This is a genomic window from Bacillus sp. C1, from assembly GCF_054570475.1.
Genome location: NZ_JBTMZT010000014.1, coordinates 73,316 through 99,322 on the forward strand (window position 1 = coordinate 73,316; position 26,007 = coordinate 99,322).

At 37.5% G+C, this 26,007-nt stretch carries 24 protein-coding genes, 13 tRNA genes and 1 pseudogene; 35 read left to right on the forward strand and 3 right to left on the reverse strand.

Going from position 1 to position 26,007, the window contains the following annotated elements; translation table 11 throughout:
- Positions 1-7: 7 nt before the first annotated feature.
- Both ACX5JI_RS23335 and ACX5JI_RS23340 read left to right on the forward strand, forming a co-directional pair.
- The gene (locus ACX5JI_RS23335) at positions 8-988 is read left to right on the forward strand and encodes an ABC transporter ATP-binding protein (RefSeq protein WP_459503390.1); all 981 of its coding nucleotides are present in this window, start codon (positions 8-10) and stop codon (positions 986-988) included.
- Positions 985-1,950 (forward strand): ABC transporter ATP-binding protein, encoded by a 966-nt coding sequence (locus ACX5JI_RS23340; RefSeq protein WP_459503391.1) that lies wholly within the window; start codon positions 985-987, stop codon positions 1,948-1,950. The genes ACX5JI_RS23335 and ACX5JI_RS23340 overlap by 4 nt, the downstream gene beginning before the upstream one ends.
- A 38-nt stretch (positions 1,951-1,988) precedes the next feature.
- On the opposite strand, the gene ACX5JI_RS23345 is transcribed toward ACX5JI_RS23340, so the two are convergent.
- Complete coding sequence (locus ACX5JI_RS23345) at positions 1,989-2,861, reverse strand: Cof-type HAD-IIB family hydrolase (protein WP_459503392.1); 873 nt, start codon at positions 2,859-2,861, stop codon at positions 1,989-1,991.
- Between the two features lie 833 nt (positions 2,862-3,694).
- Here ACX5JI_RS23345 and ACX5JI_RS23350 point away from each other — a divergent pair.
- The 13 genes from ACX5JI_RS23350 to uvsE all read left to right on the forward strand — a co-directional run bounded on the left by ACX5JI_RS23350 (position 3,695) and on the right by uvsE (position 17,042).
- The gene (locus tag ACX5JI_RS23350; RefSeq protein ID WP_459503393.1) at positions 3,695-3,805 is read left to right on the forward strand and encodes a DUF3948 family protein; all 111 of its coding nucleotides are present in this window, start codon (positions 3,695-3,697) and stop codon (positions 3,803-3,805) included.
- A 70-nt stretch (positions 3,806-3,875) separates the two neighbouring features.
- Entirely contained in the window at positions 3,876-3,986 is a 111-nt protein-coding gene (locus ACX5JI_RS23355) for a DUF3948 family protein (RefSeq protein WP_459503394.1), read from the forward strand.
- 70 nt (positions 3,987-4,056) lie between these two features.
- Positions 4,057-4,167 (forward strand): DUF3948 family protein, encoded by a 111-nt coding sequence (locus tag ACX5JI_RS23360; protein WP_459503395.1) that lies wholly within the window; start codon positions 4,057-4,059, stop codon positions 4,165-4,167.
- A gap of 60 nt (positions 4,168-4,227) precedes the next feature.
- Entirely contained in the window at positions 4,228-4,341 is a 114-nt protein-coding gene (locus ACX5JI_RS23365) for a DUF3948 family protein (protein ID WP_459503396.1), read from the forward strand.
- 557 nt (positions 4,342-4,898) lie between these two features.
- Complete coding sequence (gene hppD / locus ACX5JI_RS23370) at positions 4,899-6,017, forward strand: 4-hydroxyphenylpyruvate dioxygenase (protein ID WP_459503397.1); 1,119 nt, start codon at positions 4,899-4,901, stop codon at positions 6,015-6,017.
- Between the two features lie 76 nt (positions 6,018-6,093).
- On the forward strand, positions 6,094-7,050 hold the full coding sequence (locus tag ACX5JI_RS23375) for a fumarylacetoacetate hydrolase family protein (protein WP_459503398.1): 957 nt from the start codon (positions 6,094-6,096) through the stop codon (positions 7,048-7,050).
- Positions 7,016-8,188, forward strand: a complete 1,173-nt coding sequence (locus ACX5JI_RS23380; protein ID WP_459503399.1) for a homogentisate 1,2-dioxygenase — start codon at positions 7,016-7,018, stop codon at positions 8,186-8,188. The genes ACX5JI_RS23375 and ACX5JI_RS23380 overlap by 35 nt, the downstream gene beginning before the upstream one ends.
- 317 nt (positions 8,189-8,505) lie before the next feature.
- The gene (bcaP, locus tag ACX5JI_RS23385; protein WP_459503400.1) at positions 8,506-9,921 is read left to right on the forward strand and encodes a branched-chain amino acid transporter BcaP; all 1,416 of its coding nucleotides are present in this window, start codon (positions 8,506-8,508) and stop codon (positions 9,919-9,921) included.
- Positions 9,922-10,030: 109 nt separating this feature from the next.
- The gene (locus tag ACX5JI_RS23390) at positions 10,031-11,305 is read left to right on the forward strand and encodes an MDR family MFS transporter (RefSeq protein WP_459503401.1); all 1,275 of its coding nucleotides are present in this window, start codon (positions 10,031-10,033) and stop codon (positions 11,303-11,305) included.
- Positions 11,306-11,595: 290 nt separating this feature from the next.
- Positions 11,596-12,684, forward strand: coding sequence for a D-alanine--D-alanine ligase (locus ACX5JI_RS23395; protein WP_459503402.1), 1,089 nt, complete (start codon positions 11,596-11,598; stop codon positions 12,682-12,684).
- Positions 12,685-12,744: 60 nt separating this feature from the next.
- Positions 12,745-14,121: a UDP-N-acetylmuramoyl-tripeptide--D-alanyl-D-alanine ligase gene (locus ACX5JI_RS23400; protein ID WP_459503403.1), complete on the forward strand. Its 1,377-nt coding sequence runs from the start codon at positions 12,745-12,747 to the stop codon at positions 14,119-14,121.
- A gap of 305 nt (positions 14,122-14,426) precedes the next feature.
- Complete coding sequence (gene cshA / locus ACX5JI_RS23405) at positions 14,427-15,989, forward strand: degradosome RNA helicase CshA (RefSeq protein WP_459503404.1); 1,563 nt, start codon at positions 14,427-14,429, stop codon at positions 15,987-15,989.
- Between the two features lie 90 nt (positions 15,990-16,079).
- The gene (uvsE, locus tag ACX5JI_RS23410) at positions 16,080-17,042 is read left to right on the forward strand and encodes a UV DNA damage repair endonuclease UvsE (protein ID WP_459503405.1); all 963 of its coding nucleotides are present in this window, start codon (positions 16,080-16,082) and stop codon (positions 17,040-17,042) included.
- Here the strand turns inward: uvsE and ACX5JI_RS23415 are convergent.
- A pseudogene (locus tag ACX5JI_RS23415) lies at positions 17,035-17,606 on the reverse strand (rhomboid family intramembrane serine protease). The gene uvsE and the pseudogene ACX5JI_RS23415 sit on opposite strands and share 8 nt — an antisense overlap.
- Positions 17,607-17,698: 92 nt before the next feature.
- Between ACX5JI_RS23415 and acpS the strand changes: the two are divergent.
- The 6 genes from acpS to ACX5JI_RS23445 all read left to right on the forward strand — a co-directional run bounded on the left by acpS (position 17,699) and on the right by ACX5JI_RS23445 (position 23,604).
- The gene (gene acpS, locus ACX5JI_RS23420; RefSeq protein ID WP_459503406.1) at positions 17,699-18,058 is read left to right on the forward strand and encodes a holo-ACP synthase; all 360 of its coding nucleotides are present in this window, start codon (positions 17,699-17,701) and stop codon (positions 18,056-18,058) included.
- A gap of 155 nt (positions 18,059-18,213) precedes the next feature.
- Positions 18,214-19,164 carry a LolA family protein gene (locus tag ACX5JI_RS23425; protein WP_459503414.1) on the forward strand — a complete coding sequence of 317 codons (951 nt, stop codon included), beginning with the start codon at positions 18,214-18,216 and terminating at the stop codon, positions 19,162-19,164.
- A gap of 120 nt (positions 19,165-19,284) precedes the next feature.
- Positions 19,285-20,457 carry an alanine racemase gene (alr, locus tag ACX5JI_RS23430; protein ID WP_459503407.1) on the forward strand — a complete coding sequence of 391 codons (1,173 nt, stop codon included), beginning with the start codon at positions 19,285-19,287 and terminating at the stop codon, positions 20,455-20,457.
- Positions 20,458-20,727: 270 nt separating this feature from the next.
- A complete protein-coding gene (locus ACX5JI_RS23435) occupies positions 20,728-21,015 on the forward strand; it encodes an antitoxin EndoAI (RefSeq protein ID WP_000004571.1) in 288 nt (95 codons plus the stop codon).
- 4 nt (positions 21,016-21,019) lie between these two features.
- Entirely contained in the window at positions 21,020-21,370 is a 351-nt protein-coding gene (gene ndoA, locus ACX5JI_RS23440) for a type II toxin-antitoxin system endoribonuclease NdoA (RefSeq protein ID WP_003194532.1), read from the forward strand.
- 65 nt (positions 21,371-21,435) lie between these two features.
- Positions 21,436-23,604, forward strand: coding sequence for a Tex family protein (locus ACX5JI_RS23445; RefSeq protein ID WP_459503408.1), 2,169 nt, complete (start codon positions 21,436-21,438; stop codon positions 23,602-23,604).
- Positions 23,605-23,707: 103 nt separating this feature from the next.
- On the opposite strand, the gene cmpA is transcribed toward ACX5JI_RS23445, so the two are convergent.
- Complete coding sequence (gene cmpA / locus ACX5JI_RS23450; RefSeq protein ID WP_459503409.1) at positions 23,708-23,824, reverse strand: cortex morphogenetic protein CmpA; 117 nt, start codon at positions 23,822-23,824, stop codon at positions 23,708-23,710.
- Between the two features lie 240 nt (positions 23,825-24,064).
- Between cmpA and ACX5JI_RS23455 the strand changes: the two genes are divergently transcribed.
- The 14 genes from ACX5JI_RS23455 (at position 24,065) to ACX5JI_RS23520 (ending at position 25,887) form a co-directional block, all read left to right on the forward strand.
- The gene (locus ACX5JI_RS23455; RefSeq protein WP_459503410.1) at positions 24,065-24,550 is read left to right on the forward strand and encodes a SprT family protein; all 486 of its coding nucleotides are present in this window, start codon (positions 24,065-24,067) and stop codon (positions 24,548-24,550) included.
- Positions 24,551-24,634: 84 nt separating this feature from the next.
- Positions 24,635-24,709 (forward strand) — tRNA-Asn (locus ACX5JI_RS23460).
- A gap of 3 nt (positions 24,710-24,712) precedes the next feature.
- Positions 24,713-24,803: transfer RNA gene (locus ACX5JI_RS23465), tRNA-Ser, on the forward strand.
- Positions 24,804-24,811: 8 nt separating this feature from the next.
- Positions 24,812-24,886 (forward strand) — tRNA-Glu (locus ACX5JI_RS23470).
- A 5-nt stretch (positions 24,887-24,891) separates the two neighbouring features.
- Positions 24,892-24,967 (forward strand) — tRNA-Val (locus ACX5JI_RS23475).
- 22 nt (positions 24,968-24,989) lie between these two features.
- Positions 24,990-25,066, forward strand: a tRNA-Met gene (locus ACX5JI_RS23480).
- Between the two features lie 2 nt (positions 25,067-25,068).
- Positions 25,069-25,144, forward strand: a tRNA-Asp gene (locus tag ACX5JI_RS23485).
- Between the two features lie 84 nt (positions 25,145-25,228).
- Positions 25,229-25,303 (forward strand) — tRNA-Gln (locus ACX5JI_RS23490).
- A gap of 4 nt (positions 25,304-25,307) precedes the next feature.
- A tRNA-Lys gene (locus ACX5JI_RS23495) sits at positions 25,308-25,380 on the forward strand.
- A 15-nt stretch (positions 25,381-25,395) separates the two neighbouring features.
- Positions 25,396-25,476 (forward strand) — tRNA-Leu (locus ACX5JI_RS23500).
- Between the two features lie 3 nt (positions 25,477-25,479).
- A tRNA-Leu gene (locus tag ACX5JI_RS23505) sits at positions 25,480-25,565 on the forward strand.
- 93 nt (positions 25,566-25,658) lie between these two features.
- A tRNA-Arg gene (locus tag ACX5JI_RS23510) sits at positions 25,659-25,735 on the forward strand.
- Between the two features lie 3 nt (positions 25,736-25,738).
- Positions 25,739-25,815, forward strand: a tRNA-Pro gene (locus ACX5JI_RS23515).
- A 1-nt stretch (position 25,816) separates the two neighbouring features.
- Positions 25,817-25,887: transfer RNA gene (locus tag ACX5JI_RS23520), tRNA-Gly, on the forward strand.
- Positions 25,888-26,007: the final 120 nt, after the last annotated feature.

Genomic DNA, 26,007 nt, shown 5'->3' on the forward strand with positions numbered 1-26,007 from the left:
AGGAAACATGAGTAAAGCAGTAGTTGAGCTAAAGGATTTACAAACGCACTTTCAAACGGAAGAGGGAACGGTAAAGGCCGTTAACCATGTTAGTTTTTCCGTTCGAGAAGGGGAAACAGTTTGTGTAGTAGGTGAATCAGGTTGCGGGAAGAGTGTCACGGCTTTATCTATTATGGGACTTATTGCTGAATCTGGAGGCATCGTTGGTGGTGATATTCTTTATGAAGGGAAAAGCCTGCTCGGGATGAAAGGGAAGGAGCTTCGTAGTTTAAGAGGGAATGATATTGCGATGATTTTCCAAGAGCCAATGACATCTCTTAACCCGGTTTTTACTGTTGGAGAGCAAATTGTGGAAGTGTTAAGAGAGCATGAACTTCTGAGTAAAAATGAAGCGTATAAAAAAGCGATTGAGTTAATTCGTAAAGTTGGTATTGCACGTGCTGATGAAATTATTCACTCCTATCCACATGAATTAAGTGGGGGAATGTTACAGCGGATTATGATTGCAATTGCACTAAGTTGTAACCCTAAACTATTAATTGCTGATGAGCCTACAACGGCTCTTGACGTTACAATTCAAGCGCAAATACTAGATTTATTAAGACAGGTAAAAGAAGAATTTAAAACATCTATTTTATTAATTACACATGATTTAGGTGTTGTGGCAGAAATGGCGGATTATGTTGTAGTGATGTATGGCGGTAAAGTAATTGAAGAAGCGCCTGTTTTAGAATTATTCCAGAACCCGAAACATCCGTATACAAAAGGATTACTAAGATCAAAACCAGTAATGGGAAAACGCACAGATAAACTCTACTCTATCCCAGGGCAAGTGCCCAACTTAGTTGGTTTAGGTGAATTTTGCTACTTTAGTGGGCGCTGTGAGCAGTGCATGGACATGTGCAAAAAGGAAGCGCCGAATTTAGAAGTGTATGAAGACAATCATAAAGTAGCTTGCTGGTTATATGAGGAGCGTGCTGAGCAATGAGCGAACCGTTATTAGAAGTAAAGAATTTAAAAACATACTTTCCAATTAAGGGCGGCGTATTTAGTAGAACGATTGGGCATGTAAAAGCGGTAGATGGAGTGAGTTTTACAATTAATAAGGGCGAGGTATTTGGTCTTGTTGGGGAATCAGGAAGTGGAAAAACGACAATTGGTAAAACGATTCTTCGCCTTGTTCAAAAAACAGAGGGCGAAGTGAAGTTTAAAGGTCAAGATGTGCACACGTTATCGAAAGAAGAATTACGAAAACACCGTCCTAATATGCAACTTGTCTTCCAAGATCCATTTAGTTCATTGAATCCGCGGATGCGTATTGGAGAAGCGCTTGGTGAACCGATGATAGCACATGGCTTAGCGACGAAAGAAAATGTTCGTGAAAAAGTGTTAGAAGTGTTAGATCTATGTGGTTTAGCGCCATATCATATTGATCGTTATCCCCATGAGTTTTCTGGAGGACAACGTCAGCGAATTGTTATCGCGAGAGCAATGGTATTAAATCCAGAATTTATTGTTGCGGATGAACCAGTTGCAGCGTTAGATGTATCGATTCAAGCGCAGATTATAAACTTGTTTAGTGAACTACAGGAGAAAAAAGGTTTATCTTATCTATTTATTTCACATGATTTAAGTGTTGTCGAACATTTATGTACAAAAATAGGTATTATGTATTTAGGAACAATCGTAGAAACAGCAAACCGGGATGAATTGTTTGCGAATCCACTTCACCCGTACACAAGAGCATTACTATCAGCTGTACCGATTCCAGATCCAACTGTTAAGCGAGAACGAATTATTTTGCAAGGGGATATTCCAAGTCCAGCCAATCCGCCGTCAGGCTGCCGCTTTCATACACGTTGCCCGTTTGTAACGGATGTTTGTAAACAAGCTGTACCGGAATTTCGTGATGTTGGAGAAGGACATCTTGTTGCATGTCATCATGTATAAAAGAAAAGGACTCTTTCACATACGAAAGAGTCCTTATTTTATTTACTTGAAGATGGTTGCTTTAATACATACTGTTCAATTGCGTGAGCAACACCATGTTCGTTATTCGTTAATGTAACAACATCACATAATTTTTTTACTTCTTCTTCGGCATTCCCCATTGCAACAGATAAGCCAGCTACTTCTAACATTGGTACATCATTGAAGTTATCGCCAATTGCAATTGTATTTTGAATCGGAATGTTGAAATAAGATGCCATTTCTTGTAATCCATTACCTTTATGACCATGTTTGTCCATAATTTCTAAATTAGTCGGCGCTGACGCTGTCACCATAATTTCTTCATCTTCTTGTAAAGATTGTAGTAATTGTGAGCGCTGCTCGTCATTAAATGTCGAGATAAAGAATTTTGAAATTTCTAAGTCTGGATTATTTACGACATCTTCGATTTTTTGGTAATCGGTAATTAAGTTTGATTTTTTCTGTTTCTCTGTAATTCGTTCAAGTTCTTCCATTGTAACATCAAGCGCATTCTCATTTTCTTTGAATGCCTGCATGACTTGTTCTTTCCAATTATAAGGAGAATAAACGCCGTTATTTGTGTACAGTTTATATGGAAAACCTTCATACTCTAGTAATTTAGCAAGCTTGTATACTTTATCAGTTTGTAAACAACGTGCGTTAATTACTTTTCCGTCAACATATACAATTGCCCCATTGCTTGCTCCGACTGGAAGCGATAACTCATACTCTTCCAATAGTTTTAAAACATCTTCTTTTGCACGCCCAGAGCAAATCATTACAATATGCCCTGCTGCTTTAGCATCACGAATAGCTTGTAAATTTTCTTTGGAGATTTCAAGATTAGATGATAGTAGTGTACCATCCATATCTAGTGCGATTAATTTCAAACTGACCACCTCTTTGCTTTTATTATACATAGTTATCTTTAGGAAACATATTAACTTATCTTGGATTTTATAGAAAAGTTAGTGTGAGGAATGAGGAAGAATTTGTACACCCTACGTTTATTCATAACATTGCTCAATCAAGGATTCAAGAAAACGAAGTTCCTGTAGGAGGAGGTTACAGCTAGTAGTGAAAAAGAAGAAAAGAATCTTATTTTGTAATAAGGTGAAACTTTAATCAGCCCTCACCAATCGGGATTTTACGGGCAGCCCGACTCCCACCTAACTGCTTTGCTGTCGCTGAATTTTGAGGTGGAAGTCTTACTGCCCGCAAATAGCGTGATAAAAGTAGTAAGGCTATTTATAATTCTTTCTACTTATATGTCTTTTACTTTTCCGGCATATAAGTTGTGATTGTGAAAACAAAAGAAGTTCTCCGCATATTTTCTTTTTTTTATTTTCACATAGTATGGGGCTAAAAAAGGAACTGACAGTTCCTGTCCGTGAGCGAATACTCTTTTCACTCAAAAGAAATGGTTTTGTGTAGCTCTTTCAATGAAGATATCTACTTTTTATTTCGTTGTATAACTGTAATGTTACATTAATATTACAAACATATATGCATTGAAAAGCGCTATATAAAAGGGTTTGTGGATATTTTTTGATAATATCGTAAAAAAAATGTAATAATTTTTCCGTATTTATATTGCAGGATGAAAAAAGTTATGTTACATTAATGTTACAAACATTACACAACATAATTCAATGTAACGTTAAGATGAAAACTATGAATGAGTTGTTTCTTATACATATCTATTAATAAGGAGAGAATAACAATGAAAAATGAACAAGTATTACAAGTAACAAAGATGGATTTACTAGGATCAGCAGGTGGAGCAGCAGTATTAACAGCATTAATCGTATTTCTTTCAAGTGCATTAGTATAATAGAGAATTTGTACAAGCAGTAAAACGAACAGTATGAAACAAAAATAAAATTGAAAGGAGAATGGAAATGATGGAAAACAGAGAAGTATTACAAGTAACAAAAATGGACTTATTAGGATCAGCAGGTGGAGCAGCAGTATTAACAGCACTAATCGTATTTCTTTCAAGTGCATTAGTATAATAGAGAATTTGTACAAGCAGTAAAACGAACAGTATGAAACAAAAATAAAATTGAAAGGAGAATGGAAATGATGGAAAACAAACAAGTATTACAAGTAACAAAGATGGATTTATTAGGATCAGCAGGTGGAGCAGCGGTATTAACAGCATTAATCGTATTTCTTTCAAGTGTGTTAGTATAATAGAAATTTTGTATAAGTAATCGCGTAGAACAAAGATTTTAAAATAAAGCTGAAAGGAGAATGAGGAGTATGGAACAAGTATTACAAGTAACAAAGATGGATTTATTAGGATCAGCAGGTGGAGCAGCAGTATTAACAGCACTTATTGTATTCCTCGCGAATGTATTAGTATGATGAGGATAGATAAGAGGAATTTCTCATATATTATTCGTACCATTATTCAAAAAAAATAAAGACTCTAGCATATTATAGATAGTTAATATGTTAGGGTCTTTTTTGTATTCTCCTAGTTTTCTATATGTTCTATATCCACATCATTAAATCTTATCTGTATAAATACAAATTGAAAAACCGACATAAAAACCATTTCCTTTTTAGATGGGAGAGAGGATCTGGCTCAGCATAGAAGCGGTCAGTGCCTTTTTTAGCCCCATTCCATGTAAAAATAGAAGGAGAAAATGAGTGAAGACCTCTGTCTGTTTTTCATAACCGTAATGTATCTGTTAGAAAATCAAAATGGATTTATATATATGTATGAATTCCCTGTTATGAGAAGAGAAAAAAGTCGAATTTTATACGAAAGAAAAAAAGAGGTATTTGACAGAAAAGATAGAAAACTTTAAAGGTCGGAAATTTGTTAGCTTGCTAACTAATTTTTTTATTGGTGGCTGGAAGCGTTTTCGGTTGGTTCTATGTAGTATTCAATTTATTTACAGGGGGATGAAGAATTTATGAAACAAAAATCTATGGATACGTTAGCTGCACAAATGGAGGATTTCTTTCCGGTACGTGATGTCGATCATTTAGAATTTTATGTAGGAAATGCAAAGCAATCAAGTTATTACCTTGCAAGAGCATTTGGGTTTAAAATTGTTGCTTATTCTGGATTAGAAACGGGGAACCGTGAAAAGGTATCTTATGTTCTTGTGCAAAAAAACATGCGTTTTGTTGTGTCTGGAACTTTAAATAGTGATAGTCGTATATCAGAATTTGTAAAGCTCCATGGTGATGGAGTGAAAGATGTAGCTTTACTTGTTGACGATGTTGAGAAAGCATATTCAGAAGCTATAAAACGAGGTGCTGTTGCGATTGCTCCGCCGGAAGAGTTAACAGATGAGCATGGAACATTAAAAAAAGCAGTAATCGGTACGTATGGTGACACGATTCATACGCTTGTAGAGCGTAAAAACTATAAAGGTAAATTTATGCCTGGTTATGAAGAGGTTGAATTTAATATTCCGAGTGAAGAATCAGGATTAATCGCTGTAGATCACGTTGTTGGTAACGTTGAAAAAATGGAAGAGTGGGTTAGTTACTACGAAAATGTTATGGGCTTTAAACAAATGATTCATTTTGATGATGATGATATTAGTACAGAGTATTCTGCATTAATGTCGAAAGTTATGACAAATGGAAGCCGTATTAAGTTTCCAATTAATGAACCGGCAGATGGAAAACGTAAATCACAAATCCAAGAATATTTAGAGTTTTATAATGGCGCAGGTGTACAGCATTTAGCATTATTAACAAATGATATTGTGAAAACAGTTAAAGCTCTTCGCGCTAATGGAGTTGAGTTTTTAGATACGCCAGACACGTATTATGATGAGTTAACAGCACGCGTCGGTGAAATTGATGAAGAAGTTGATAAGTTAAAAGAACTTAAGATTCTTGTGGATCGTGATGAAGAAGGCTACTTGTTACAAATCTTTACGAAGCCAATCGTGGATCGTCCAACATTATTTATTGAGATTATTCAGCGTAAAGGCTCTCGTGGATTCGGAGAAGGGAACTTTAAAGCTTTATTTGAATCTATTGAAAGAGAACAAGAACGCCGCGGAAATCTATAAATTGTTATCTGTCAGTGGGGGGGGATCCCTCACTGATTAAAGTTGTATTTTATATAAATAGTGAGGAGGAATCGTGATGAAATTTATTACATTTCGTCTTCCTTCAGGAGAAATGTGTGCAGGTTGGCTGGAAGGTGACAAAGTAATCGATATGAATCTAGCAAGTAATGGCATTCTTCCTTCATCTATGCTCGATTTTTTAGAGAAAGCGGATGAATATATAGAAATAGCGCGTGGTATTCGAAAACCAACAAGTGGCGTGTACGCTTTGAAAGATGTGCAGCTTTGTGCAGCCCTTCCAAATCCAAGTAGTATTCGAGATTTTTATGCATTTGAACAGCACGTCAAAACGGCTCGTGGACGTCGCGGCTTAGATGTTGTTCCGGAGTGGTATGATATTCCGGTTTTTTATTTTACAAATCATCGTGCGGTTATTGGGCCAAATCAATTTATTGTTGGGCCAAAACGTTCTCAAAAGCTAGATTATGAATTAGAAATAGCTTGTGTCATTGGGAAAGAGGGAAGAAATATTTCACGTGAGCAAGCAGAAGAATATATTTTCGGTTATTGTATTATGAATGATTGGAGTGCGAGAGATTTGCAAGCTCTAGAAATGAAAGTAGGGCTTGGTCCAGCGAAAGGAAAGGACTTTGCTACTTCATTAGGAGCTTATCTTGTTACGAAAGATGAGCTAGAAGTTTATCGTACAGGTGAACGTTATGACTTAGAAATGACTGCTCGCGTGAATGGAGAAGTTTTGTCTAAAGGGAATTTCCGGGATATTTACTATACGTTTGCAGAAATGATAGAACGTGCCTCAGAGGATGTTACCTTATATCCAGGAGATGTAATTGGTTCTGGTACAGTGGGCACAGGATGTATTTTAGAACTTGGTACAGAAAAGTGGTTGCAAGATGGTGATGTTGTAGAACTTACAATTACCGGGTTAGGTACATTGTGTAATGTAGTGAAAAAAGAAATGAAAGCAGGTGATGGGCATGTATTATCGTCACATGGGGGAGCTTCCTCATAAACGACATGTACAATTTCGTAAAGAAGATGGATCGCTTTATCGTGAACAGGTAATGGGAACAAAAGGTTTCTCTGGAACACAATCCATTTTGTATCATCATTATATGCCAACTGAGGTAGGGCATGCTGCGCTAGCGTATTCTTGTCAGTTGCAGTATGAAGAAGACGTGGCGCTTGCTCATCGTCATTTTCGTACGAAAGAAACTAAAAAAACTGGAGACGCGGTAAGTGGAAGGGACTTTATATTAGGAAATAAAGATTTATTAATCGGGGTCGTGAATCCGACGGAAAAAATGGATTATTTCTATCGTAATGGTGATGGAGATGAAATGTTATTTGTTCATTACGGAACAGGAAAAATTGAGACGATGTTTGGGACGATTCATTACCGGAAAGGTGATTATGTAACGATTCCGATCGGAACAATTTACCGAGTGATTCCAGATGAGGGAGAGACTAAGTTTCTTGTTGTAGAGGCGAATAGCCAAATTACAACACCGCGTCGTTATCGTAATGAGTATGGTCAATTGTTAGAACATAGTCCTTTCTGTGAAAGAGACATCAAGGGACCAGAGAAGTTAGAAACATATGATGAAAAAGGTGAGTTTGTCGTTATGACAAAGTCGAGAGGTTACATGCATAAGTATGTTATGCAGCATCATCCGCTAGATGTTGTCGGTTGGGATGGATATTTATACCCTTGGGTTTTTAATGTAGAGGATTTTGAGCCAATTACGGGTCGTATTCATCAGCCACCACCAGTTCATCAAACTTTTGAAGGGCATAATTTTGTTATTTGTTCTTTTGTGCCACGTTTATATGATTATCATCCAGAAGCAATTCCAGCGCCGTATTATCATAGTAATGTAAATAGTGATGAAGTTCTTTATTATGTGGAAGGAAACTTTATGAGCAGAAAAGGTGTAGAAGAAGGTTCAATTACACTCCATCCGAGTGGTATTCCACATGGACCGCATCCTGGTAAAACAGAAGCGAGCTTAGGAAAAAAAGAAACGATTGAATTAGCGGTTATGATCGATACATTCCGCCCGCTTCGTATTGTGAAACAAGCACATGAAACGGAAGATGAAAAATATATGTATAGCTGGATTGAAGACGGTTCATATACTACAAAATAAAAGAAAGAGGCATGCTCATAAGGTGAGTGCGCCTCTTTCTTTAGTTGGAATCGACAATTTATAGGATAACAAAAATATTTATAAAAAGATATAGAGATATAGTTATATACATAATTTGTATGTCGAATCACGAGATTATTTAATGTGGTAAATAAATATAGAAACGGAAGGCTTTCCAGCGTCGCTATATTTTGTTTTTAAAGTTAATAAAATATTTTTTTATTTATTTCGACAAAAGTATTGACTGAAAAACGCACTGTGATTAGAATGGAATAATAAATTAAAATTTCAGAAAATTTAAAAAAGAGGTGCATGCTATGAAGCAAATTTTTCAAAAGAAACCAATTGCAAAACTGATGCGAGAAAGCCAACAGAAAACATTAGCGAGAACATTGGGAGCGCTGGATTTAACAATGCTTGGGATTGGAGCTATTGTCGGGACTGGAATTTTTGTTCTTACGGGTGTTGTGGCAGCGAAACATTCTGGACCAGCTATCATTTTATCATTTGCTATAGCCGCACTAGCTTGTGCCTTTGCTGCATTTTGTTATGCGGAATTTGCATCGTCTGTTCCGGTTTCCGGAAGTGTTTATACGTATACATACGCGACGATGGGAGAGGTATTTGCATTTTTAATTGGCTGGGATTTAATGCTGGAATATTTATTAGCGACATCTGCGGTAGCTAATGGATGGTCTGCATATTTTCAATCTTTATTAAAAGGTTTTGGGATTCATATTCCGACCATTTTAGCTTCTGCCCCTGGAACGGGAAAGGGTGGCCTTATTGATTTACCTGCTGTTATTATCATTTTAATTATGACAGTTCTTTTATCTAGAGGTGTACGTGAAAGTGCTCGCGTAAACAATATTATGGTTTTTATTAAAATAGCAGTTGTAATACTCTTTATCTTTGCTGGTTTTAATTATGTAAAGCCGGAAAACTGGACGCCGTTTATGCCATTTGGTCTTGATGGTGTAATGGCAGGAGCTGCGACAGTATTCTTTGCATTCATTGGATTTGATGCTGTATCAACAGCAGCGGAGGAGGTAAAACGGCCGCAACGTGATTTACCAATCGGTATCATAGCATCATTACTCATTTGTACTCTTCTTTATATTATCGTCTCACTCGTTTTGACTGGGATTGTCCCTTATGGTCAGCTGAATATTTCTGATCCGGTAGCTTTCGCACTTCAGTTTATTGGACAAGATGGTTTAGCGGGTGTTATTTCGGTGGGAGCAATTACAGGAATTACAACTGTAATGTTAGTTATGATGTATGGGCAAGTTCGTGTTTCATATGCAATGAGCCGAGATGGTTTATTGCCGAAGCGCCTTGCAAAAGTTCATCCGAAATTTAAAACACCATTTTTAAATACATGGACAACAGGTGTTATAGCAGCACTTATTTCAGGGCTAATTGATTTAAATGTGCTAGCACATCTTGTAAATATGGGGACATTATCTGCATTTGCACTTGTAGCTGTAGCTGTTATTGTAATGAGAAGAACACATCCAGATTTACCACGTGCTTTTAAAGCGCCACTTGTACCGGTTTTACCTGCATTAACAGTTATCTTTTGTGTATATTTAATGCTCCAATTATCAGGAACCGCATGGATGAGTTTTGGCATTTGGATGGTGATTGGTGTAGCGGTTTACTTCTTATATAGCCGGAAGCATAGTGTTTTAAGTAATACAAAAGATGAGGAAGATGTGGCAAATTTATAGGAAAAAAGATCCGTTCTAAATAGAATAGAACGGATCTTTTATTTTGAAAATTTACATTTTTCTAAAAATAATATAAGATAAGGAGTGGTTGATTAAAGGGGTGTTGTAAATGAAAAAGACGTGGCGCGAGCTACAAGCAATGGATCGTAATGTGTGGATTCGTTTTATAGGAGAAACATTGAATGGAATTGCAATGATGATGTTAATGCCATTTTTTGCATTGTATTTAAAAGATAAAGTAGATTCTTTATTACAAGTAGGAATCATTATGGCTCTTTCTCCTATTGCGGCCAGCTTTGGTTCCCTTATAGGGGGGCGAATTGCCGATATATATGGTAGAAAACCAATTATGATAGTTTCGATGGCAAGTAATGCATTGTTAATGCTTGGATTTTTATTTATAGAAGGGTTTCTGCCTTATGCTATTTTGTCTGTTTTGTTAGGATTAAGTAATTCACTCTTTCATCCAGCGGCGTCGGCAATGGTAGCGGATGTTACAGTACCCGAAAAGAGGACTGAGGCATACGGTTTATTACGAATGGGGCATAATATTGGGGCAGCAATTGGGCCGATTATGGGGGCTTCGGTAGTTGTTCTCTCGAAAAATGTAGTGTTTATTATTGCTGCTTCTTCAATGCTGTTTTATGCACTTCTTGTGCTAATATTGATTCAAGAAACAATGCCGAAAGCTACATTGAAAGAGAACGGGGTTACGAAAAAGGAGACAGAACCTGCTTGGAGAGTTATTTTGAGAGATAGGGTACTGATGATCTATTTATTGGCAGGTATTATTATTTCTATGGGTTTTTCGCAAACAGAAGGTATGCTTCCCCTTCATTTCGATAACGAAATGAAAGAAATATTTGGTGAAAATAACCCGTATCCATATTTGATGGCTTTAAATGGTTTGTTAGTTGTTTTATTTCAATTCCAAATTTCAAAATGGGCAACAGATAAACCGGTTGGAAAGACAATGCTATATGGGGCCTGGTTATTTGGAATCGGGCTGTTATTCATCGGTTGGCTTCCAAGGTGGTTTGGTGAATTGGGAACAGGTGCTACGGTTATTTTCATAACATTACTTGTTGTCTATGCGGTATATACGCTAGGTGAAATGATTATGTCTCCTGTACAAATGACATTTGTTGCAAATTTGGCGCCGGAGCATTTGCGCGGAACATATATGGGAGCGGCAAGTTTACAGTGGATTACAGGGAATGCATTCGGCCCACTTCTTGGCGGCCTACTACTTGATCGATCGCTAGGGCATTTCTTATTCACGATTTTAGGAGTCGGATGTGTTATAGCGGGCCTTGTATATATTTCGTTAGATCGTCTTGTGGAACAAAGGCAAAAGGGAAGTGTGGCGAAACAAACCTCGTAGTCAATAGGTAACATACACAAAAAGAGGTATTTCTTCATATATATTAGGTACATAACGAGGAGCGTAATACAGTTTTCTTATAAGGAAAAGATAGGAATGTAGAATAATTGTGCATAAAAAGGAAATTGGTGAAATTACAAAGCCATTTATGGAACTTTTATTTTGTTTTATTACCCTTGAGCAGCAAAAGTAGGGACAAGAAAAGTTTTACTTTATTTAAATAGGAACTACCTATTTCTATAAAAAGTGCTAAAATAGAAAAATGAAAACAATTGGTTAGGGTGATTTCATTGACGAAAATTAAATTAGGTTTATTATATGGTGGAAAATCAGCAGAGCATCAAGTATCATTACAAACAGCTCTTGCTGCTATTAAAGCATTAAATCAAGAAAAATTCGAGATTCATCCAATTTATATTACAGAGCAAGGTCAGTGGATGCGTGGCGAACGCATTGAAGGTGAAGTAACGAGCGTGCAAGCATTACAAATGAATGGAGAGGAAAATGCAATTTCTCCAGTATCATTAAGTACAGAAATTATCCCATCATCTTCTTCTAAACAAGAAGAGGCAATTGATGTTATTTTCCCGCTGTTACACGGACCGAACGGTGAAGATGGAACAGTACAAGGTTTACTAGAATTATTGAATGTTCCATACGTTGGTAACGGTGTATTAGCATCTGCAGCTGGTATGGATAAAGTTGTTATGAAAAACATCTTTGCTGAAGCAGGATTGAAACAAGCGAAGTATGCATCTTTCATTCGTAGCGTATGGGAGAAAAATCCTCCAACAGCTTATGATAAAGTAGAAGAAAAACTAGGATACCCGTGCTTTGTAAAACCAGCAAACCTTGGATCAAGCGTTGGTATTAATAAATGTAAAGATCGTGAAGAATTAGAAAAGGCATTTGAAGAAGCATTCCAATTTGACCGCAAAATTATCGTAGAAGAAAATATTGTAGGGCGTGAAGTGGAAGTTGGCGTTTTAGGAAATGATGAGCCAAAATGCTCTGTTGTTGGTGAAATCATGCCGAAGAAAGAGTTTTATGATTATAAATCAAAATATATTGATGGCGATACGGCATTAATTATCCCAGCTGAAATTACAGAACAAGAGTCGAATGTGATTCAAAAAGATGCAATTCGTGCATTCCAATCTTTAGATGGCGCTGGATTAACAAGAGCGGACTTCTTCTTAACAAAAGATGGAGAAGTATATATTAATGAAGTAAATACAATGCCAGGATTTACGCCATTTAGCATGTTCCCGTTATTATGGCAACATACTAACTTACCGTATCCAGAGTTAATTGAGGAATTAATTCGTTTGGCGATTGAGCGTCACGAAGAAAAGCAAAAAATTAAATATACAATCTAACAAAAAAGGGGGGAGCACTATTCAAGAGAATAGTGTTTCTTCTATGTAAGGAGTGTTTTTATGATAAAGCGCACGTTAAAACAAGTGGAACAAATGATGAATGGGACAGGATTATTAGAAAAATATGCTGAAATTACTATACAAGGCGTATCAATTGATACACGAAAAATTGAAAAAAATAATTTATATGTTCCGATTCAAGGTGAGCGTTTTGATGGTCATTCTTTTGTAGATAAAGCAATTGAAAATGGTGCTGTAGCTACACTTTGGAAAAGAGATGTGCAAAATCCGCCAACGAATATACCAGTGATTTTTGTAGAAGATACGCTATCTGCATTACAAACATTAGCGAAAAGTTATCGTGATCAGTTAGATGTGAAAGTTATAGGTGTAACAGGAAGTAATGGTAAAACGTCCACGAAAGATATTGTGACAAGTCTTCTTGCAACTAAATTTAAGGTTCAAAAAACAGAGGGGAACTTTAATAACCATATTGGTTTACCCCTTACGATTTTGAATTTAGAAGAAAATACAGAAATGGCTGTATTAGAAATGGGGATGTCTAGCAGAGGTGAAATTGAATTTTTATCTAAGTTAGCTCGTCCAAATGCAGCGATTATCACAAATATTGGGGAAGCGCATTTGATGGATTTAGGTTCTCGTGATGCGATTGCTGAGGCGAAGCTTGAAATCGTTACTGGCCTACAAGAAGGCGGAGTATTTGTATACAATGGGGATGAACCGCTATTAACAAATCGCGTTCCAAAGATGAATTTAGTGGCAGAAACTGTTACGTTTGGTGATGCTAGAGCGAACGATTATTATCCAACTTCTGTAACATTGCAGGCGACAGGGACGTACTTTAAGATGAATCAGGATGAAGGTGTTGTATTTTATCTCCCGGTTCTTGGGAAACATAATGTATATAATACACTGGCATCAATGGCGATTGCAAAATACTTCGGTGTAACGTGGGAAGAAATGAAACAAGGTTTACTAACACTTCAAATGACAGGTATGCGCATGGAGATTGTAAAAACAGAAAATGGGTTAACAATTATTAATGATGCATATAATGCAAGTCCAACGGCTATGGAAGCTGCCTTCCATTTAATGAATGGATTAGATGGATTTTCTAAAAAAATTGTTGTTCTTGGTGATATGTTAGAACTTGGAGATCAAGAAGTACAATTTCATTACGAAGTTGGTAAGTTGATTGATCCGGCTCAAATTTCCTATGTATTTACGTATGGTAAACTTGGTACCCAAATTGCTGAGGGAGCAAAAATTAACTTCCCTAATGAACGTGTAAAAGCGTATGATGATAAAGAAGAGCTTGTGAAAAATTTACAAGCAATCGTTGATGTGAAGGACATTGTATTAGTGAAAGCATCTCGTGGGATGAAGTTGGAAGAAGTTATTACGATGTTGAAATAATTGGTTTATGTAAATAGGGATGACAGATAACGAAATCGCAAAAACTTCTAATAAGCGCTTACAGTAAAAAAATGAAAAATAAAAGTGTAGAAAAAGACCTTTATTATGAAATAAGGTAACAGTTGGGTTTGCTTTTTACACATACAAAACTTATAATTGATAAAGTGTAATAACGTTTAGAAGTATTTTCGTGAAGAATATACGCCCGTTTATATACGTGAGCATTCAGGAAAAGGGCTTTTCCGCAAATTCGGAAAATGCCTTTTTTTAAATGATAAGTATAGGATAGAAAAGGAGAAGTAACATTGACAACATTTCGAGAATTAGGATTAAGTGAGTCTTTACTGCAATCGGTTGAAAGTATGGGCTTTGAAGAGGCTACGCCAATTCAAGCTGAAACAATTCCACATGCTTTGCAAGGTAAAGACATTATTGGGCAAGCGCAAACAGGTACAGGGAAAACAGCAGCATTCGGATTACCACTATTAGACAAAGTGGATACACATAAAGAATCAGTTCAAGGTATTGTTATCGCGCCAACACGTGAATTAGCGATTCAAGTTGGAGAAGAACTTTACAAAATTGGTAAGCATAAACGCGTTCGTATTTTACCGATTTATGGTGGCCAAGATATTAACCGTCAAATTCGTGCTCTAAAAAAACACCCACACATTATTGTTGGTACGCCGGGACGTATTTTAGATCACATTAACCGTAAGACACTTCGTCTACAAAATGTAGAAACGGTTGTTCTTGATGAAGCAGATGAAATGTTAAATATGGGCTTCATTGAAGATATTGAAGCAATTTTAACAGATGTGCCAGAAACACATCAAACATTATTATTCTCAGCGACAATGCCAGATCCAATCCGTCGCATTGCTGAGCGTTTCATGACTGAGCCTCAGCATATTAAAGTAAAGGCAAAAGAAGTAACAATGCCAAACATTCAGCAGTTCTATTTAGAAGTGCAAGAAAAGAAAAAGTTTGACGTATTAACACGCTTATTAGATATTCAATCTCCAGAGCTTGCGATTGTATTTGGTCGTACAAAGCGCCGTGTTGATGAATTATCAGAAGCATTAAACTTACGTGGTTATGCAGCAGAGGGTATTCATGGTGATTTAACACAGGCGAAGCGTATGTCTGTATTACGTAAATTTAAAGAAGGTTCTATTGAAGTGCTTGTTGCAACAGACGTTGCAGCGCGTGGTCTTGATATTTCAGGTGTAACACATGTATACAACTTCGATATTCCACAAGATCCAGAATCATACGTTCACCGCATTGGTCGTACTGGCCGTGCTGGTAAAAAAGGTATTGCGATGCTATTTGTAACGCCACGTGAATCAGGACAATTGAAAAATATCGAGCGTACAACTAAGCGTAAGATGGACCGCATGGATGCACCTACACTGGATGAAGCATTAGAAGGTCAACAACGTTTAATCGCTGAAAAGCTTCAAAGCACAATTGAAAATGATAATTTATCATACTACAAACGTATTGCAGAAGAAATGTTAGAAGAAAATGATTCTGTAACTGTTGTAGCAGCTGCTCTGAAAATGATGACAAAAGAACCAGATACAACACCAATTTCTTTAACATCAGAACCACCAGTTGTTTCAAGAGGAGCTAAAAAACGCGGTGGTAACGGAAATGGATACCGTGATGGTAACCGTAACCGTAATCGCGATGGTCGTGGCGGCGATGGTCGTAATCGTGACCGTAACCGCGATGGTCGTAACCGTGATGGCAACCGTGACGGTAACCGTAGCCGTGGTCGCAAAGGAGAAGGGCAAGGTCGCCCAGGATCTTCAAATGGACGCGGTGAAAGAAAACATCATAGCCGTAAGCCACAAGCTTAATAAAAGAGAGGATGTCCAAAAAAGGGCATCCTTTTTTATTTGTGTAATTGCGCATACTACATAATAAATTCTATAGAAAAGAGGGGCTTTATGCTCGTAAGACTTGGTTATGTAGCGATGAGTATGCACTTGAAAAATGCATCTCCTTCTCAAACGATGACATACGCGCAGTTTCAACGTATGAAAGATCGAGAGGCGGCGATTCATAAGCTTGAAAGAATTGCTAATTCTAATTTAGAAAATTGTTTGCGGTTATTAAAACATAATAAGGGACATGATATATCCTTTTTTCGGCTTAGTTCAAAATTAATTCCTTTAGCAAATCATGAAGAATTGCTCAATTGGAACTATATTCGTCCTTTAAAGGAGAATTTAAAAGGGTTAGGTGAATTTGCACATCAAATGAAGATGAGGATCGATTTTCACCCGGATCATTTTGTTGTATTAAATTCACCGCAAGAAAATATTTTTAAACAGTCGGTAAAAACGCTTCAGATGCACCGGAAGTTGTTAAAGGGAATGGGGATCAAACGAGGACATCGCTGTGTGTTACATGTTGGTGGTGGATATAATAATAAAGAACTTGCATTAGAACGTTTCATTGAAAATTGGTCCAACGTTCCTGCAAGCATTCAAGAAATGATTATGTTAGAAAATGATGATACGACTTTTTCATTAAAAGAAACGTTATATTTAGGTGAAAAACTGGCAATTCCGGTTGTATTTGATTTGCACCATCATATGATGAATAACGATAAAGAGGATTGGTATGAAGGGTGGGAACGTGTAGTGAATACTTGGAAAGTGTCTTTATTGCCAATTAAAATGCATATTTCTAGTCCGCGAAAAGGAAAGGATCCTAGAGCTCATGCGGATTTTATTGATGCAGATACATTTTTATCTTTTTTACAGAAAATTAAAGGTAGTGTTTCGCAAATAGATTGTATGATTGAAGCGAAAAAGAAGGATGAGTCTTTATTTCAATTAATGCGAGATCTTGGTGCAAAACCAGAGGTGGAAATAATCGATGGTGGGAGCTTTTATGTTAAATAAGCTCTACACCATCTTTTTTTTTGTTAAAAATGGAGTATAAATACCACCCATTAGTAGTCCTGTTAAATGGCTAATAGGATTAGCAGAAGGGGTAGAGAAGGTGACAAGAAGTAATAGAAAAATAATTGAAGAAAAGAAAACGAAGTCTTTCGGTTGATAAGGTCGATAGCGACTATATAAAAGAAAAAGTTGTGCACCAAGTAAACCGAAAATGCCACCTGATGCGCCGGCATGGACATATCCGATAGGCATCATAATATAAGAAAAAATATTACCACTAATGCCAGCAGTAAAAAATAAAATAGGGAAACGAACACTTCCTAGTTGTTTTTCGATAGAATGACCGAGGAAAAATAGACAAATGCTATTGGAAAGAAAGTGCTGGAAATTTACATGTATAAATAGCGAAGTTATAAATCGCCACCATTCTCCCTCAGAAATATATTCATTGTAAGCAGCTAAAGTAGGGAAGAAAAAATCTCCTAGTATTATCATGAGGAGTTGCAAGCAAAGTAAAGAGAGGACGACAGGTTGTAAGGTGATCCGAATAGGTGTTATTGGCATTTTATGTTTTCACTCCTTTTGCATCGGAAAGAATCTCTGTTATTCTTACAATATGAATGAAGGAAGACAAATAGAAGAAGGGGAATTTTGAAATGATTATAGGGATTGGAATTGATATTATCGAATTGAATCGAATTGAAAAAATGCTAGATGGAAAGTTGAAATTAATGGACCGTATTTTAACGAATGAAGAACGTAGTGTTGCTTCCGGATTAAAAGGAAATCGTCTTGTAGAGTTTGTAGCAGGCAGGTTTGCAGCTAAAGAAGCGTATTCTAAGGCAGTTGGGACTGGTATTGGGAAAGAAGTGAGTTTTTTAGATATTGAAATCAAAAATGATGATAGGGGTAAACCAGTTCTTATAACAAACACGGAGCATATTGTTCATCTATCGATTAGTCATAGTAGAGAATTTGCAGTGGCCCAAGTTGTTTTGGAAAGCTCGTCACGCTAGTCTGCATATTTCATATCTTTGTCTCATATATTTGAGTTAGCGATAAGGAAGAAGTATCTTCCATTCATTTATAGGGCAAAGGGGTTGAAATGATGAAAAGGCGGCTATTTTTAGTTATTGTCGGTTTATTGACCGTTTTCGTGCTAGCGGGTTGTATGGAAAAGAAACAGGAAGATGTTGTGCGAGATTTAGAGGCAAAGGTTAAGGGGATGAAGAGTTATCAAGCTGAAGCGAAATTATCTATTAAAACAGGGAATGAACCACAAGAGTATAACGTGGAAGTGTGGCATAAAGAACCTTCTTATTATCGTGTGAATTTAAAGAATGCGAAGAAGGATCAGAGTCAAATCATTTTAAGAAACGATGAAGGTGTTTTTGTGTTAACGCCAGCACTTAATAAGAGTTTTCGTTTCCAAAGCGATTGGCCGCAAAATAGCAGTCAAGCTTATTTATATGAATCACTTGTAAGGGATATCCTAAAAGATGAGAAGAATCTTTCGTTTGAGAAAACAGATAAATATTACGTGTTTAAAACAAAAACGAATTATCACCATCAAAATATGCTGCCGAAGCAAGAGATTAAATTGAATAAAAGTGATTTAGCCCCTGTTTCAGTCAAATTGATGGATAATGATCAAAATGTTCTTGTGAAAGTAGATTTTTCAAAGGTGAAGTTTGATACAAAATTTGATAAAGATGCATTTGATACAAAACAAAATATGGCTCGTGCGCAAGTAGATGTACAAACGACAGTGAAACAAGATAAACCGTTCGCGATTTTATATCCACGTGATACTCCGCGGGGAATGGTTTTAAATGAAGAGAAAGAGTTAAAAACAGACAGTGGTAATCGTGCGATACTCACATACACTGGGGACAAGAAATCCTTTACATTAATACAAGAAAAAGCGAAAGTCGCTGAAGCTTCAGCATCGATAAGTGTAAGTGGAGAATTAGTTGATCTTGGCTTTACAATTGGAGCTCTAACAAAAGAATCGTTAACATGGTCGCATAATGGGGTAGAATATATGCTCGTGTCTAAAGGTTTAAAGACAGATGAGATATTAATGGTAGCTCGTTCTGTTGCAGAAAAGCAGGTAAAATAAACTTTTTAGACGTGGTGATGTATATGCGCCACGTTTTTCTTGTCTTTGGGAATGGATTTCATAAAAAGACGAATATAAAAGAATGGACTTCGCATATCGTATATAAGGAAGTGTTTTCTTATGGAAGAGTCACCGTTTTACCGTGATACATGGGTAGAAGTGAACTTGGATGCCATTTATAACAATGTAATGCATATTAAAGAAATAATTCCGAGAGATGTGGAAATTTTTGCTGTAGTAAAAGGGAACGCATATGGACATGACTATATTCCAGTAGCAAGAACCGCGTTGGAAGCAGGTGCAACAAGATTAGCAGTCGCTTTCTTAGATGAGGCGCTAGTGCTTCGCCGCGCTGGAATTACTGCGCCGATTTTAGTGCTGGGCCCTTCGCCGCCACGTGATGTAAATGTAGCTGCTGAGAATGATGTAGCATTAACTATTTTTCAAAAGGAATGGATTGAAGAAGCCGTAGAGATTTGGAGTAGCCCGTTCTCACTAAAATTTCATATTAAATTCGATAGTGGTATGGGAAGGATAGGGATTCGTAAGCGTAATGAGTTAAAAGAGTTTTTACGGATATTAGAGGATGCTGCTCCTTTTCTAGAGTTAGAAGGGGTATATACGCATTTTGCAACAGCAGATGAAGAGGAGACATCTTACTTTGATAAGCAGTATAACACTTTTTTAGAGCAATTGAATTGGTTGAAAGCATTCGGAGTGAATCCAACATTTGTTCATACGGCAAATAGTGCGGCTACTATGAGGTTCCATGGAATTACATTTCAGGCTGTCCGGATTGGAATTGCGATGTATGGGTTATCACCTTCTGTAGAAATACGTCCTTTTTTACCGATAAAATTAGAACCGGCTTTCTCGCTTCATACGACAGTCGCGCATATTAAACAAGTTATAAAAGGTGATGGGATTAGCTATAGTGTCACATATAGAGCGAAGAAAGAAGAGTGGATAGCGACGGTGCCAATTGGTTATGCAGATGGCTGGCTTAGACGGCTTCAAGGATTTAAAGTACTTGTGAATGGGGAAAGAGTTCCGATTGTAGGGCGAATTACAATGGATCAATTTATGTTGCATCTTCCTTGGGAAGTGCCGCCTGGAACAAAGGTTACCTTGATAGGAAAGCAAGGTAATGAGTATATTAGTGCAATTGAAGTTGCTGAGTATTCGAATACCATTAGTTATGAAATTATCGCGACAATTAGTTTTCGTATTCCGCGTATATTTATACGACATGGGGAAGTAGTCAAAGTAATAAATTATTTAAATGATATATAAATGAACATCATAATAATGGTTATGATTTATAGAAAATGAATTATGGGGTCGAATATCGTTGAATGCTACAGTCCTTCATTAATAGAAGGTTTATGTTATTTATTATGAAAAAGAGATAAAAAGTAAATGAAAGTGAATGTTTTGCTAACGAATTGGAAAACATAAACAAGGAATAAGGAAGTCTTTGCAACAGGCTCCATACAATGGTATTATTACAATAGGTGTCATATATATATTTGGGTGTGTAGTTGACGGTGGAGGTGTATTTTTGTGTCCGAATCAAGTGTAACTACTGAAATCGTGGTTCGGTTGCCGAAGCAAGTGGTAACGGAATTGGACGGAATTGGAAAACAAGAGAATAAGAATCGCCATGAACTAATTTGCCAGGCAACACAACTGTTATTGCGTCAACATAAGACAAAGAAACGCTACCAACATGAATCAATGCGACGTGGGTATATTGAAATGGGAAAAATTAATCTTGGTATTGCATCTGAAGCTTTCTTAGCAGAGTATGAAGCAGCTCATACGGTAGAACGCTTAGTTAGCGGGGGGTAATATTTTGATTGTAAAACGCGGCGACGTGTATTTTGCAGATCTTTCCCCAGTTGTTGGTTCTGAGCAAGGAGGCGTTCGTCCGGTTCTTGTCATTCAAAATGACATCGGAAATCGTTTTAGTCCGACTGTGATTGTAGCGGCTATTACTGCACAGATTCAGAAAGCAAAATTGCCCACACATGTGGAAATTGATGCAAAAAAGTACGGATTTGAGAGAGATTCTGTTATCTTGCTCGAGCAGATTCGAACAATCGATAAGCAGCGCTTAACGGACAAAATTACTCATTTAGATGAGATGATGATGAGTCGTGTAGATGAAGCACTGCAAATTAGTTTAGGACTAATAGATTTTTAAATCGGCAGTTTAAGTTGCTCTCTTTTTGGAGCAACTTTTTTTATTAGAGGAGGTTTCGGTTGTATATGGAAATGTTAGATAATCGACAAGCGTTAATGAAAATGTTAGTGAAAGAATTAGGCTTTACAGAAAAGCAAGTTCGTCATGTTATTCAATTAACAGAAGAAGGTAACACAGTTCCATTTATTGCTCGTTACCGAAAAGAATGGACAGGCTCTTTAGATGAGGTGCAAATTCGTGCAATCTTAGAAAGATGGCAATATATGATGCAGCTTGAAGATAGAAAGGAAGAAGTTCTTCGTCTGATTAATGAAAAGGGAAAATTAACAGAAGAGCTGAGTAAACATATTGTATCTGCAACGAAGCTACAAGAAGTAGAAGATTTATATCGCCCTTATAAAGAAAAGAGAAGAACAAAAGCAACAATCGCGAAGGATAAGGGGCTTGAACCGCTAGCTGAATGGTTACTTCTCTTTGCGAAAGAAAATCCGCAAGAGCAGGCGAAAAGATTTGTTAATGATGAGAAAGAAGTGCAATCTGTTCAAGAAGCCTTACAAGGTGCACAAGATATTATTGCAGAACTGGTATCAGATGATGCGGCATATCGTAGCTGGATTCGAAATGTTACCTTTACAAAAGGGATGATTGCATCCGCGGTAAAGGATGAAGAAAAAGATGAGAAAAATATATATGAGATGTATTACAGTTATGAGGAACCGTTGCAAAAAGTTGTACCACATCGTGTGTTAGCTATGAATCGTGGTGAAAAAGAAGAAATTCTAAAAGTCTCGGTTGTTCCGCCTGCTGAAGAGATTGTTCGCTTTTTACATAAAAAAGTAATTCGAGATGCTACTTCTAAAAGTGCAGAATATGTACAATTAGCGATTGAGGATGGATATAAGCGATTAATTCAACCGTCAATTGAAAGGGAAATTCGGAAAGAATTAACTGAAACAGCAGAAGAACAAGCTATTCATATTTTCTCTGAGAATTTACGTAATTTATTGTTACAACCACCAATGAAAGGAAAGGTAGTACTAGCAGTAGATCCTGCATATCGAACAGGGTGTAAGTTAGCAGTAGTAGATGATACAGGGAAAGTTCTACATATTGATGTCGTTTATCCGCATCCACCTGTTCGGAAATATGAAGATGCAAAAACAAAAGTTACTTCTATTATAGAAAAATATCAAGTTCAGATGATTGCAATCGGAAATGGTACAGCTTCTAGGGAAACAGAAGAGTTTATAGTAGATATTTTACAATTAGTGCCGCAAGATGTATTTTATATTATTGTCAATGAAGCAGGTGCTAGTGTATATTCAGCTTCTGATTTAGCCCGTGAAGAATTTCCGGATTTGCAAGTTGAAGAGAGAAGTGCTGTGTCGATTGGACGCCGTCTACAAGATCCGCTTGCAGAACTTGTGAAAATTGATCCGAAATCAGTAGGAGTCGGGCAGTATCAACATGATGTATCACAAAAGAGATTAAATGAATCACTAACTTTTGTCGTGGAAACAGCTGTTAACCAAGTAGGGGTGAACGTGAATACGGCCTCTGTAGCGTTATTACAATATGTTTCTGGATTATCGAAGACAGTTGCGAAAAATATTGTGAACAAACGGGAAGAAGATGGGAAGTTTACTAAGCGTACAGAGTTAAAGAAAATAGCACGGTTAGGTGCGAAAACGTATGAACAATGTATCGGTTTCTTACGTATACTAGAAGGTAAAAATCCACTTGATAGAACAAGTATTCACCCAGAGCAATATAAAAATGTCGAATTATTATTAAAAAGTTTAGGGCTATCGATTGATGATGTAGGACAACCGCATTTACAAAAGTCTTTAGAGGGAGTGGAGCTTTCTAAATTATCTCAAGAGACGAATATTGGTGAACCGACATTAATCGATATTATCGATGCTTTAATTAGCCCGGAACGAGATATGCGCGATGAATTACCGAAACCACTTTTGAAAAAGGGAATTCTCAAATTAGAAGATTTAAAGCGTGGTATGGAGTTAGAAGGAACGGTTCGAAATGTTGTTGATTTTGGTGCATTCGTAGATGTTGGTGTGAAACAGGATGGATTAGTACATATTTCGAAACTTAGTAAACAGTTTGTAAAGCATCCGTTAGATGTAGTGTCTGTTGGACAAATTGTAAAAGTTTGGGTAGATGATGTTGATATGAAAAAAGGGCGCGTTGCTTTATCTATGTTACCTATTGAATAGCGATGCGAAAAGGGCAGGGATAAACCTGCTCTTTTTTAATGAAGTAATGTTAGTAAGAATGTAATTAGTGGGAGGATACCCCACTAATTACATGTTCACTTTATCAGGAATTTTGATGCATTCTGCTATAATAAAACCAGCATTCGTTTAGCAATTTGATTTGATACCGGTTTTTTTCAAAATATGCACGTTGCATTTGTTTTCGGAGCCACGTTGGCATAAGAATCCCCCCTTGTTTAATCCGGCTCTAACAAGCAGCTCCGGAATAGAAGATAGGCTAGAGCCTCATCTTAGGAACTGTTTATAAGAGTTTGGTTAGCGAAATTCTACGAATAAATGAGGAAGAAGATAGTTCATAGAAATTACGCTGTTTGAATGAGGATGGGTATATGTACTATTTAATGTATGTATAGGGATGAAGAAAAGTGTAAGTTTATTTTTAGTTTTTGGGGGAATAAAAATGAATGGAAAAGAAGTTCAAAGACTTGTAGAAGAAATTTCATTACAATATTTCGGAAGAGCCTTTTTGCATAAGGCGATGTTCAATCACCGACTACGCACAACTGGGGGAAGGTATTTGCTTAGAAGTCATAATATAGAATTAAACTGTCGTTATTATGAAGTGTACGGTCAAGGAGAATTAATCGGTATTATTAAGCATGAGTTGTGTCATTATCATTTGCATATTATGGGTAGAGGGTATCAGCATCGTGATCGAGATTTTCGTCAATTGTTGAAAGAAGTTGGTGCTCCTAGGTTTTGTAAGAGGATAAGGGAAGAAAAGAAAGAGGTTAAAACATATATGTATGAATGTGTAGAATGTACTTTTCAATATGTAAGAAGACGTCAAATTAATACAAAAAGATATGTTTGTGGAAAGTGTAAAGGGAGATTGCAAGAGGTAAAAAACACCTTGACAGTTAAAAGTCAATCCAGTATATTATAAACATGTCACGTTTGTACAAGATGTTTTATAAAATACCTTGACTTATAATGTGATTTTTTATAAGATATAAATTGTCTTTCTTATTCCGCAGTAGCTCAGTGGTAGAGCTATCGGCTGTTAACCGATCGGTCGTAGGTTCGAGTCCTACCTGCGGAGCCATACAGAGAAGTACCCAAGTGGCTCAAGGGGCTCCCCTGCTAAGGGAGTAGATCGCTAACGCGGTGCGAGGGTTCGAATCCCTTCTTCTCTGCCATTTATATTGGCCCGTTGGTCAAGTGGTTAAGACACCGCCCTTTCACGGCGGTAACACGGGTTCGAATCCCGTACGGGTCACCACTTTCGGAGGATTAGCTCAGCTGGGAGAGCACCTGCCTTACAAGCAGGGGGTCGGCGGTTCGATCCCGTCATCCTCCACCATATAATGTATAAACAATATCGTCGCGGGGTGGAGCAGTACGGTAGCTCGTCGGGCTCATAACCCGAAGGTCGCAGGTTCAAATCCTGTCCCCGCAACCAATGGTCCCGTGGTGTAGTGGTTAACATGCCTGCCTGTCACGCAGGAGATCGCCGGTTCGACCCCGGTCGGGACCGCCACTTTAACTTCTGCTACTTAAGCAGTTGTTTTTTATTGCTTATTGTGATAAAGTAATCTTTGTCGCTAAAATAGAATTTTTTCGATGGGCTATAGCCAAGCGGTAAGGCAACGGACTTTGACTCCGTCATGCGCTGGTTCGAATCCAGCTAGCCCAGCCATTACGAGCCATTAGCTCAGTTGGTAGAGCATCTGACTTTTAATCAGAGGGTCGAAGGTTCGAATCCTTCATGGCTCATTCTTTTTTATTTTCGCGGGTGTGGCGGAATTGGCAGACGCACCAGACTTAGGATCTGGCGCCTTTGGCGTGGGGGTTCGACTCCCTTCACCCGCATATGCGGTCGTGGCGGAACGGCAGACGCGCTAGGTTGAGGGCCTAGTGGGGGAAACCCCGTGGAGGTTCAAGTCCTCTCGGCCGCACCAAAGAAAAAATAAAAAAGTGCTTGCATTTGAAAATGCAATGTGATAAGATAATTGAGTCGCTGAAATACAACAACGACGAAACATCATGAATAAGCGCCCGTAGCTCAATTGGATAGAGCGTTTGACTACGGATCAAGAGGTTAGGGGTTCGACTCCTCTCGGGCGCGCCATAACGGGAAGTGGCTCAGCTTGGTAGAGCACCTGGTTTGGGACCAGGGGGTCGCAGGTTCAAATCCTGTCTTCCCGACCACGCGGGTGTAGTTTAGTGGTAAAACAAGAGCCTTCCAAGCTCTGGTCGAGAGTTCGATTCTCTTCACCCGCTTTTAGTTCTTTGAAAACTGAACGAAACAAACAACGTGAAACGTCAATTTTTATTTTAGATGCTAGACAAACTAACTTTATTGGAGAGTTTGATCCTGGCTCAGGATGAACGCTGGCGGCG